General features: G+C 69.4%; 3 protein-coding genes. All 3 read right to left on the bottom strand.

What is annotated here, in order from left to right:
- On the bottom strand, nucleotides 1-1,026 hold a 1,026-nt coding region (locus JZ791_RS42920), incomplete at its 3' end, for an SPFH domain-containing protein (RefSeq protein WP_216903521.1).
- A 236-nt stretch (nucleotides 1,027-1,262) separates the two neighbouring features.
- Entirely contained in the window at nucleotides 1,263-3,149 is a 1,887-nt protein-coding gene (gene recD / locus JZ791_RS42915) for an exodeoxyribonuclease V subunit alpha (protein WP_216903519.1), read from the bottom strand.
- Nucleotides 3,150-3,459: 310 nt separating this feature from the next.
- Complete coding sequence (locus JZ791_RS42910; protein WP_216903517.1) at nucleotides 3,460-6,813, bottom strand: UvrD-helicase domain-containing protein; 3,354 nt, start codon at nucleotides 6,811-6,813, stop codon at nucleotides 3,460-3,462.
- Between the last annotated feature and the right edge of the window lie 850 nt (nucleotides 6,814-7,663).

Genomic DNA, 7,663 nt, shown 5'->3' with positions numbered 1-7,663 from the left:
CGAGTGTCTCGTGGGGCTCGGAGATGTGAATAAGAGACAGGGCGTGGGCTGACCGTATCCCGGCTGCTGCGGATAGCCGCCCTGCTGGGGATAGCCGCCCTGTGGGTAGCCGCCCGGCTGCTGCTGATATCCCTGGGGTGCGAAGGCGCCCTGCATATTTCCCGCCATCTGCCCGCCCAGTACGACGCCCATCCCGGCCTGCATCGCGGCGCCGGCCGGACCGCCACCCTCGTTCTGGGCCGCGGCCAGCATCGCGTCCGCCGCCTGGGCCTGGGTGTATCGGTTCAGGTCGCCGACGTTGCTGAGGAATCCCCCGGCCTCCACACCACGGGCGACACCGCGGGTCATGGCCTGCTGGATCTCCTCGGGCAGCGAGATCGACATCGTGACCGTGTCGACGCCGAGGCCGAACGACTGCACCCGCTGGCCGATGAAATCGCGCAGCTTATCGGACAGTTCGACCTGGCGGCCCTGCAGATCGATGGCGCCGAGGCCGCTGGCCAGGACCATATCCGAGAATGCCACCGTGACATTGCGGCGGATCATCTCGGTGATCTGCTCCATATCCACGACGCTCTCGGTGCCGATCACCTGGCGCAGGAAGGACGGCGGATCGATAACCCGGACGATGGCGGTGCCGTTCGCGCGGACCTGCACCATCTTGAAGTCGGGGTCCCGCACCGTCACCGGCTGCGGTGTGCCCCAGCGCAGATCGGTCACCGGACGGGTGTTGATGAAGTACACCTCGGAGCGGAACGGGCTGTGGAAGCCGTACTTCCACCCCTGCAGGGTGGACATGATCGGCATATTCTCGCTGACCAGCTGGTAATGCCCGGGCCCGTACACGTCGGCGAGCTGGCCCCGATACACGAACACCGCGCACTGGCCCTCGCGCACGATCAGCTGCGCGCCATTCTTGATCTCGTTGTCGTAGCGCGGAAACCGCCACGCCAGTGTCGTGTTCGTCTCATCGAGCCATTCGATGATATCGATGAGCTCGTTGCGCATCTTGTCCATAAGGCCCATGCGTCGCCCTCCGTCCCTCCTCGGGCAGCACGCGCCCGCCCGGCTGCGAGTATGGCACAGATAGGTCACGCCGGGACGCCCCCCACCTGCGGGCCGACGGCCCGTACCTCTGTGCGCACAAGCATAGGCTGCCGCACCGACACTCGGGAAAACCGTCCGGCACCGAACCGGCCTCTCACACGACGACCGCGCCCAGGGGCCTCGACGGCCACGCACCGGCGGCACGATGCCCAGCATCACCCACGCAGACCGCTGGCCCGCAGGACGCGACGCCCGATGCCCGCGCGGATCGCATCCTCGGTACCGATGATGCGGACGTGGGTTCGGGCGCGGGTGATGGCTGTGTAGAGGAGTTCGCGGGTGAGCAGGGTGGATTCCGGGCCGGGTAGCACGATCGAGACGGTGCCGTACTGGCTGCCCTGGCTGCGATGAATGGTCATCGCGTAGACCGTTGTGACGCTCGGGAATTGGGTCGGATGGACCAGGTACGGCTCGCTGCCGCGCTGGAGGGCCGCACGCAGACCGCCGTCGGGACCCCGCACGATCACGCCGGTGTCCCCGTTGTAGATGCGGGCCTCGTGATCGTTCGCGGTGACCAGCAGAGGTTGGCCGGCAAACCACTGTCCCGCATAGGTTTCCACGCCGATTCCGGCCGCCGAGACCCATCCTGCCGCCAACGTGTCCCAGCGTTCGACGCCGTAACGACCCTGTCGGTGCGCGCACAGCAACCGGTGCGACTCCATCGCCGCCAGGGCCGCCATGGCGTCACCGCCCTCGGCCGCGGTCGTGCAGGCACGGGCCGTGGCGACGACGTCCGCACGCACCGCGGTGAACTCCTCGGGGCCGCACAGGGACAGCTCGGCGCCACCGTCCGCGAGCAGGTCCAGGGCGGTATCGGCGTCGCCCGCGCGGACCGCGACCGCGAGGTCCGCGATCAGGCCGCCGAAGCGCCGTCCGCGAGTCAGGCGGATGATGCCGCCGCGCAGGCGATCTCGCTCCCGCGCACTGAGGGCCTCGGGCTGCTCCGACGGGGCCGATTCTGTCCCGAGCACCTCGTCGAGCTGCGGGTTCGGCGCTCCCGCAACGGGTCCGGCGACCAGATCCGCCAGCACCGCACCGGCGTCCACCGACGCGAGCTGATCGGGGTCGCCGACCAGGACGAGGCGGGCGTCGCGGCGCACGGCGGGGAGCAGGCAGCTGGTCATCGTCAGTGACACCATCGAGGTCTCGTCGACGACGATCACATCGTAGGGCAGCCGATTGAATTCGTGATGCCGGAAGCGGGTGGCGCCGCCGCGCTGCCAGCCCAGCAGACGATGCAGGGTAGCCGCCGTCAGCTCCGGGAGATCCAGTTCGCCGGCCTGCTCGCGGACCGATTCCTGGAGCCGCGCGGCGGCTTTGCCGGTGGGCGCGGCCAGGGCGATGCGCAGTGCGGGAGCACCCGGCATCGAACGCTGGTGTGCCACCAGCAGAGCCAGAATCCGCGCGATGGTGTGCGTCTTGCCGGTGCCGGGACCGCCGGCGACCACCGTCGTCCACTGTGTCGCGGCCAGTGCGGCCGCCACCCGCTGGCGATCGGGCGGATCGCCCGGCGCTCCGGAGCCCGGGAACAGTCGATCCAGGTGCCGCCGAATCGTTTCCGGATCGATCAACGGGTGACTCGTCGCGCGGTCGGCGAGCACCTCCCGGATGGTCTGCTCCTGCCGGTAGTACCGGTCGAGATACAGCAGCGGTTCCGCACCGTCGTCCTCGACGAGCCGCAGCGGGCGCAGCGGACCGGCCTCGCCACCCCGGACGAGAGGACTGATCCGCAGTGCGGCAAGCACATCCGCACCCTCCGGCCATGGCAGCGTCGCGGGATCGATCAGCTCCGCATCGGACTCTGTCTCGAAACCCTCACCGTCCACCCCGATCTCGTGCATACGCGACAATTCCAGGCACACCGACCCGGACCGCACCGCCCGCACCGCCAGCGCCGTCGCCAGCAGCACCGTCTCATGGTCCTCGCGCCCCAATTTCCCCAGCCGCAGCGCCACATGCACATCCGCCGCGGACAGCACCCCGGCCTCGTTGAACACCCGCAGCAGCCCGGTAGCCCGCTGCGCCAGCTGAATCGCTGTCATCGCACGCCTCCCGTACCGACGCCGCTGGTCGACCGCCCGGTGTATTCGATCTCGGATAGGCACCGAGCACCCGAACGGTGAACTCTGGCGAATGTCCGGTGGTTCCGACGCCATGGCCCGACCAGAACATCCGCGCGGTTCACGAGTCTGCCTGCGGTGGACGGCATTTCGGTCCATCGTAACCCGCCGTCGGCGACGCGGATGTTCGTCGGGACCTGCGGCCGGCACGATACCGGTCGCAGTGATGGTGTGGACACGAGCGCCGACCGGCCAGTCTCACCGGGAGCGCGCATGGACTGCTGCCCGCCGCTCATCGGGCCGAATCCGTATGCTGCCGACCCGCGAGGAGATCGGACAGCGCCTCGGCGAGCGCCGGGGGTGGATCCCAGTCGAATATGCCGCAGCCGGGCGGGGTTTCGGGGCCGATCATGCCGCGGACGAACAGGTAGCGGATGCCGCCGATGTGACGGGCCGGGTCGTAGTCGGGCATGCGCCAGCGCAGGTAGCGGTGCAGGGCGGCGGAATACAGGACGGCCTGCAGCGGGTAGTGGGAGCGCATCATCTCGGCGGCCATGCGGTCCCGGGTGTAGTGGGCGACGGTGAGGTCACCGGCGCCCAGGCGGTTGGTCTTGTAGTCCACGACGACGAAACGCGGGCCCGCCGTGCGCAGGACGGCGTCGATACTGCCGGTGAGGAACCCGCGCAACGGGGTGTCGGGGAGGGTGTCGAGCTGGTCGGCGTAGGTGACGAAGGGGTCGTCGGGGGTCAGGTGCGCACGCAGGAGTCCGGCGATGGCACGCAGGGTCACCCGCTCGGCGACCGGGGTGTCGCCGCCCGCGAGGGGCAGCTCGAAGTCGAGTTCGTTCAATCGATCTCGGCTGGAGATCCGGGCGAGGCTGCCGGTATCCATGGGCGTATGCATGACCGCGAGCAGGGCGGTGGCCAGTTCGTCCGGGTCGATGTCGGCCAGTAGTTCACCGATGGCCTGGGCGCAGCGAGTATGGATCTCGGCGCCCAGGTCCGGCGCGTCGGTGTCCACGTGCTCGAGCACGCCGTGCACCAGGGTGCCGAAATCCGCGCCGTACGGCATGCCGTTCATGAGTGACGGTGCGGCAGAAAAGAATTCGCCGCCATTCTGCTCGTCGGCGAGATCGGCCGCCGGGGCATCGGGTTCGTCCGAGATCCCGGGTGTGGTTTCGGGTTCGGGGGTGTGCGCATCGTGCGCGCCCGCGGTCAACGCCGAATACGACGTGCGCCGCCAATCCTGATCGATGCTCCGATCGAAGTGTGCCGCAACCAGGTCCGCCGATCCTGTCTCGGCGCGCTCCCAGCGCGGATGCACCGGGGCGGGCGCCGTCACCGGCTCGACCGCGATGACTCCGGCCGGAGCCGTGGCGCCCCAGGCCGAAAGCTGTTCGCGCACCGCCGCGTCCACCGGAACGTCGACGCGTGTCGACACCTCCGGGCTGGCGGGCATGCGGCCCAGGATCATTCGGTGCAGCGGCGCGTACGCGGTGCCGTAGGTGGGCGCCCACCACGCGACCACCTGGCATTGCGCGCGTGTGAGCGCCACATACAGCAGACGCAACTCCTCCCCCGCCTCCTCGGATTCGGTGCGGCGCTTGCGCTCGTTGTAGCCGCGCGCGTCCGAACCACCGACGTCCAGTACCCGGCCGCCGTCCTCGTCGTGGAACATCAGCGTCGCCGGATAGGGGTTGCGCGCGTTGTCCCAGGCGAAGGGCAGGTAGACGATCGGGAACTCCAGCCCCTTGCTGGCGTGCACGGTGGCGATCTGCACGGCGGCGGCATCGCGATCCAGCCGCCTGCTGCGATCGGCCACCGCGCCCGACGCGGGATCGCGCACCCGGTCGGACAGCCAGCGGGTCAGCGCGGACAGCCCCAGCGATTCGCGCAGTGCCACCTGATCCAGCAGCTGGGCGATGTGCCGCAGATCGGTGAGCTGACGTTCCCCGCCCGCGACCGCGAGAAGCCTGGGGGCCAACCGGGATTCGGCGGCAAGGCGCTCGAAGACCGACGCGAATCCGGTGCGGCCGAACAACCGCGCCGATTCGCGCAGCTGCTGCCCGAGCCGACCCACCAGATCGGCTCCACCGGCATCGATCTCGACCGCCGAATAACCCAGCAGCGGAGTGGCCGCGGCCAGGCGCACGCGGTCCGCGCGATGCGGCTGTTCCAGCGCGCGCAGCAGCCACAACCAGTCGGTGGCGCTGTCGGTGCCGAAAACGCTTGCCCCGCCCGCCAGGACCGAGGCGACGCCGACCTTGTCCAGCTCCGAGCGCACAACGTCGATCTGCGAGCGCGTGCGCACGAGGACCGCGAAATCGCCTGGACCGACCGGACGGTCACCGATCCGCACACCCGCGCCCAGCTGCCGCACGATATCGGCGGCCACATCCTGTGCGACGCGCGAGCGCTGACGGCCCACGGCCGGAAATCCCGGCTTGTTCAACGGGCCCGCGCCGGTGCGGGGAAAACATCGCAGGCGCAAGGGAGTCGGGGCGGGCTCTCCGGACAGGCGGGTCTGCGGCTGCACCGCGCGCACCGGATATACCCCGATCTGCTTGTGCCCCAGTGTCGCGCCACCCATCAGGTGGTCCAGTGCGGCCAGCAGCCCGGCGTCGCTGCGCCGGTTCACGCCCAGCTCGAATCTGCTGTCCGCGTGGGCGACCGCGTCCAGATAGCTGAGCACTTCCGCACCGCGGAAGGCGTAGATGGCCTGCTTCGGGTCACCGACCAGCACCAGGGTGGTGTGGCCGTGGAAGGCCAGGCGCATGATCTCCCATTGCAGCGGGTCGGTGTCCTGGAACTCGTCGACGAGCGCGACCTGGAAGCGGTCGCGGATGCGGCGGCGGGCGCGCTCGCCGTGTACCGGATCGGCCAGCACATCGTGCAGCAGCACCAGCAGATCGTCGAAGTCGCGGATGCCCGACAGGCGTTTGCGCCGTTCGGTTTCCGAGCGCACCGCCGCCGCGAACGCGACCCGCTCGGTTGCGGTGTCGTCACCGAACTCCAGCTCGAGTTCCTTCTCGGGTACGAGGTGCGCGTGCCGGTCCCGTACTGCCGCGACGGCCAGCGCCCGCGCATCCTTCAACGTGAACGGCGGTGTGGCGCGGGCATATCGGGCCAGGAACAGATCCTCGGCGACGGTGGACACCAGATCGTCCACGTCCTCGACCAGCCGCACCCCGGGATCCCGCTCCCCGGCCAGCCCGAGTTCGTCCAGCATGCGCTGGCAAAAACTGTGCGTGGTCGCGATGGTCCCCGAGTCGAACTCCGACAGCGCCGCCACCAGCCGCGAACGGCGCAACTCCACCTGCTCCGGATCCCCCTGCGCCAGATGCCGAATCAACTCATCACCACTGTCCAACGCCCCCACCGGATCCGCCAACGCCGCCGCCGCGGCCACGAACCGATCCCGCGTACGCTCCCGCAACTCCTGCGTGGCCGCCCGGCTGAACGTCACCAGCAACAGCTGCGAGATATCCACCCCCCGCTCGGCCACGAACCGCACCGCCAACCCGACGATCGCATACGTCTTCCCGGTCCCCGCACTCGCCTCGAGCACCGTCGTCCCCGTCGGCAACTCCCCGCACAACCGAAACGCCCGCCCACCGTCGGCGACGTCCACCGACTCGTCAACCATCGCAGCAGAAAGCATTTCGCTGGTCGCTTCTGTCGGAGCAACGGCATCGCCGGTGAGTACATCGACCACCTCATCGGCTGCCGGCCGAACCGCACGCCGGACAGATCCACGCCGGACGGTAGGTTCGCCGTCCGAGTGCCGGTCGGATACACCGATCTCCTGCGCCGCGCTTGGAAACCCTCCTGCCGCATCAACAGTCGAAATGTCCACAGGGGCAACACCTGTGCCGACTGCACTATGGCGGGACCCATGCGGCCCGGTCGGATCGTTCTCGGGGGGCGGGTGGGGCGCAACGGTCGGCTGCGAGCCGCTGGGAGACTCCACCCCCGCATCGACGGCTGACAAGTCGGCCGGGACATCGCGCATTTCGGCCACGTCCCGCACGGTGGTGTCCTGCCCGGCGGGTTCAGCATCCGGGTCTTGCTCGGGCGCACCTGCTACGATCGCCGCCGATTCATCGCCGTGTTCAGCCGGCGCCTCGGTGGCGGACGCGTCAGCCGATTCGGCGGCCGTGGGGCTGTGGCTGGCAGAAGGGTCTACTTCGGGGGTTTCGGGGAGGTCGAAGAGGTCTGCGGTTGGTGGCGGTTCGGTGTGGCGGGCGGGGGATTTCGGTGTCGTGCGGCGTCGGGGGCGAGGGGCTTCCTCGACGTGGAAGAGTTCGTCGGCGTTGTCTGTCGTTCCGTCTGTGCGTGATGTCGTCATGGCTGTCCCTGAGTTTCCGCGGCCAGCAAGGGGTTCCACAGGCGGCGGGCCAGGGCGCCGAAGCGGGTGGGCTCACCTGCGGGGTCGGGGGTGTCCGCGGGTGGCTGGCTCTTATACACATCTGACGCTGCCGACGACGGAGAGAGGG

Origin of the sequence: Nocardia alni, from assembly GCF_019038435.1 — a bacterium.
GTDB lineage: Bacteria > Actinomycetota > Actinomycetes > Mycobacteriales > Mycobacteriaceae > Nocardia > Nocardia alni.
The sequence above is the reverse complement of the archived record's forward strand: the minus strand, read 5'-3'. Positions and strand labels throughout refer to the sequence as shown.

Excerpts from the sequence above, each read along its gene's own strand:
- recD (WP_216903519.1), bottom strand. The coding sequence starts at position 3,149 with ATGACAGCGATTCAGCTGGCGCAGCGGGCTACCGGGCTGCTGCGGGTG.
- JZ791_RS42910 (WP_216903517.1), bottom strand. The coding sequence starts at position 6,813 with ATGGTTGACGAGTCGGTGGACGTCGCCGACGGTGGGCGGGCGTTTCGG.